Source organism: Mesorhizobium sp. P3_A9 (assembly GCF_056402975.1).
Genome location: NZ_JBFUGJ010000472.1, coordinates 1 through 3,699, shown reverse-complemented (window position 1 = coordinate 3,699; position 3,699 = coordinate 1). Strand labels below are relative to the sequence as shown.

3 protein-coding genes are annotated in these 3,699 nt (G+C 62.0%); 1 reads left to right on the top strand and 2 read right to left on the bottom strand.

Features of this window, described 5'->3' with window-relative positions; genetic code table 11:
- Positions 1–621 precede the first annotated feature (621 nt).
- Both AC1DX0_RS32770 and AC1DX0_RS32765 read right to left on the bottom strand, forming a co-directional pair.
- Positions 622–1,599, bottom strand: coding sequence for a membrane dipeptidase (locus AC1DX0_RS32770; RefSeq protein WP_477222647.1), 978 nt, complete (start codon positions 1,597–1,599; stop codon positions 622–624).
- Positions 1,596–3,044, bottom strand: a complete 1,449-nt coding sequence (locus AC1DX0_RS32765; protein WP_477222646.1) for an aldehyde dehydrogenase family protein — start codon at positions 3,042–3,044, stop codon at positions 1,596–1,598. Before AC1DX0_RS32765 ends, AC1DX0_RS32770 begins: the two co-directional genes overlap by 4 nt.
- 100 nt (positions 3,045–3,144) lie before the next feature.
- Here AC1DX0_RS32765 and AC1DX0_RS32760 point away from each other — a divergent pair.
- The coding region (locus AC1DX0_RS32760; protein ID WP_477358518.1) for a LysR family transcriptional regulator at positions 3,145–3,699 on the top strand (555 nt) is incomplete at its 3' end.

The following is a 3,699-nucleotide window of genomic DNA, read 5'->3' as shown; positions in this document are numbered from 1 at the left end:
GACATAAAACGACGGGTCCAAGTTCAGGTACTGCACGGGCGGAGTGTCGAGTGGCGGGTGGTCGGGTCGCAAGGTATCTGGCGTCATAGGCTAACCTCAAGTTGCGGCAATCCTGTCGTAAGCGGGGCGACATCGCAAGGCTTTGGCTTTGCTGCGCACAGCCTGTAAGCCGGTGTGCAATTTTGCTCTAACGCAGATTTGCTGAAGTTGCGGTTCATTTCCAATTCGCCGACCTAGTTGTCGACCACGATCAACACGTCGGATGCCTTAACCGCAGCACAGGTTCCAGGCCGACTTCGAGGCCAGTTCGTCGTCCACTGATGAACGGCCGGTATTAGAATGGTGCGGTTCGCACGCGAACGACGAGGATGGGGTCGTTAGCTGACGAGGCAAACTTTGCCCGATGACCGTGGACTCGAACGGCAGCTTACCGACGAGCGCTTCCTAGAAGCAGACCTTCCGGATACGACCCAGAAGCCGCCGGATGCATCTATCTCGGTCAAAGGGAGTAAGTTCCGCCACTTCCTTAGAGCAGACGTTGTCCACGATACGACCCAGGTCGTGCTGGTGCTCGCGAGGGGTAGGCGATCCACCTAGGCCAGTGAGGTGATTTGTCTCCTGTCATGCAACGTTAGGAAGGCTAGTGACGATGAAGCGATGCCAGGCATTGCCAAGCACGAGCGAGGTTTCGACCTTGCCGAAGCCCGCCGACAGAAGGCCTTCCGAAAGCTTGGGAAAGTCGAGGTTCGATCTGAACCAGGAAGGTTGAGGCGGAAAGCTCGCGGCCCTGATCGCCTGGCGGGTCCAGCGGCCCTCGCGCATCCAGCGCACGATGCTGTCGGGCTGGTCCTGGCAAAGATCCGAGCCAATGCCGAGTTGCTCCGCTCCCATGATCTCGGCTGCTGCTGAGGCCATTTCGCCGAATTGCCGAAGCGTCGTCTCCGAGCCCTGCTGAAGATGCAACGGGTAGAGCGAAAGGCCGAGCAGTCCCTGCTTGTCGCGCAGCGCTTGCATGACGGTCCTTGAAACATTGCGGTTGCTGTCGCAGAGCCAACGCGGATTGGCGTGGCTGATGACCACCGGCTTTTGCGACAGCGCGATTGCTTCCAGCGTCGTTCGCTCGCCTGCGTGCGACAGATCGATGATCATGCCGAGCCGGTTCATTTCGGCAATCGCCTCGCGCCCCATGCGGGTGATGCCGCTGTCTTCCTTCTCCATCCAGCCGCAGCCCAAAAGCGACTGGTTGTTGTAGGTGAGCTGCATGAAGCGGATGCCGAGATCGAAGAGCATTTCGATCAGGCCGATGTCGTCCTCGATCGGCATCGGGTTCTGCAGGCCGAGGAAAATCGCCGTGCGGTTCGTGGCGCGGGCGCGCTCGATGTCGGCGCTGTCGCGCGCCAAAAGGATGAGGTCCTCGTTGTCGCGCAAGCGTGTGCGCCAATCGACGAGGTGGCGTACCGTCTCGCGGAAACCTTCATGGTAACCGACAGTGGCGTGGACCGCGGTCAGGCCGCCCTGGCGCATCTGTTGAAAGATCTCGCGCGACCAGTTGCAGTATTGAAGCCCGTCAATGAGCACCTGGGGCTGATCGGTGGTCATTCGGGTACGCCCGCATGGATATAGGACGTCTTGACCTGCGTGTAGAACTCGACCGCGGCACGGCCTTGCTCACGCGGGCCGTAGCTGGAGGCACGAATGCCGCCGAACGGCACATGATAGTCCGTGCCGGCGGTCGCAAGGTTGACCATGACGCAGCCCGAGCGCGACGCATGGCGGAACTTCGTGGCGCGCGCCAATGAGCGCGTGGCGATCCCCGCCGTCAGTCCGTAAGGGGTGTCGTTGGCAAGGAAGATCGCCTCGTCGAGATCGTTGGCGGTGATGACGCAGGTGATCGGCGCGAACATCTCTTCCTGATTGATGCGCATGCGCGAACGCCCGTTGAGGAAGACGGCGGGCGCCATGTAGTGCCCCCGATGCGCCAGGTGGAGCGCCTCGCCACCTGTTGCAAGCTCGGCGCCTTCGCTTTTGCCGAGCGCTACATAGTCGAGGTTGGCGCCGAGTTGCCCGGCGCTGACGACCGGTCCCATCTGGACACCGGCTTCCAGGGCATGGCCGACCTTCAGCGCCTTGGTTCTTGCAAGGAACTGCTCGACAAACGCATCATGCACCGGCTTGTGGACGATCAGGCGCGACGATGCCGTGCATTTCTGGCCCGAACCGCCAAAGGCGCCGTTCACGGCAAGGTCGACCGCGCGGTCGAGGTCTGCGTCGTCCATGACCACGAACGGGTTCTTCGACCCCATTTCGAGTTGAAGCTTCACGAAGCGAGCCGCGGCCAATGCCGCGATGCTCGAGCCGACGGCGCCGGAGCCGGTGAAGCTCAAGCCCTGGATGTCGGCATTGGCGGCGAGCTCGCGGCCGATCGTCGATCCCGATCCCATGACGAGGTTGAAAAGGCCTTTTGGAATGGCCTGCCGGCTGATGATCTCGGTCAAGGCCCAGGCGCTGGCTGGCGTGATGCTGGCCGGCTTCCAGACGACGGCATTGCCGAAAGCCAGTGCCGGCGCGATCTTCCAGGACGCGGTGGCGATGGGAAAATTCCACGGCGATATGATCGCGACGACGCCGAGCGGCTCGCGCTCTGTCAGGACGTCCACGCCGGCCCTGACAGAGTCCGCCGAAGAGCCGAGATTGCGCAGCGCCTCGGCGGCGAAATAGGTGAAGAACTGCCCGGCGCGATAGACCTCGCCGACGCCCTCGGCCAGGATCTTGCCTTCCTCACGGGACAGCAGTTCGCCAAGCTCCTTCGAGCGCGACATCAATTCGCGGCCGATGGCATCCAGAACCGCGGCTCTCGCTTCGAGCCCGGCTGCCGCCCATTCTCGCTGCGCACCATGGGCCGCCGCTACGGCGTCGTGAACATCGGACGATGCAGCTTGGGCAAAACGCCCGACACTATCGGTGAGGTCCGACGGATTGCTGTCCTCGATCCAGTCGGCGCCATCGCGCCACTCGCCGGCAACGAAGTTCTGTCCGTTCAGCATCGTGTTTGTCCTGTATCAATTCGGTTGACAACGACCTAACCAATGTTGTGAACTTCAATCAAGCTCAATTTTTGGTGCAAATGTTCAGGTAAGCTTAACAGTGACCAAAACCATCAGCCTTGTCGGCATGCGCAGCTTCGTCGCGGTTTGCGAGAGCGGTGGCGTGCGCGCCGCGGCGTATCAGATCGGCCGCACGCCGTCCGCCGTGTCGATGACCCTCAAACAGCTCGAGGACGACATTGGCGCGCCACTGTTTGAGAGCGAGCGCAAGGGCGCGCTTTCAGCCGTGGGGCGCATCGTGCTCGATGAGGGGCGGGCAATAATCGCCCACTATGATCGCGCCTGCCTGGCCATCGTCAGCTACGCGGCCGACCGGCAGGGCCGCTGTGACGTCGCAAGCGTGCCTTCCGTTGCCGTGACCTTGCTGCCACGGGCGATCGCCCAGCTACGCGCCGAAGGCAAACGCTTCGATATCCATGTTCGCGACAGCGATTCCAACGCCATCGTCGAGGCGGTCGAAAACGGCATGGTGGAGGTCGGCTTGTGCGTGCTTGCAACCAAGCGGCCGCAACTCAGCTTCGAGCAGCTGTTCCAGGAGCCGCTTGATTTCGTCTGCCCGGTCGATCATCCCCTGGCCGTCGATCATCCCCTGGCC

What these genes read in the sequence shown, in the direction of transcription:
- AC1DX0_RS32770 (WP_477222647.1), bottom strand. Translation starts at nt 1,599, where the DNA reads ATGACCACCGATCAGCCCCAGGTGCTCATTGACGGGCTTCAATACTGC.
- AC1DX0_RS32765 (WP_477222646.1), bottom strand. Translation starts at nt 3,044, where the DNA reads ATGCTGAACGGACAGAACTTCGTTGCCGGCGAGTGGCGCGATGGCGCC.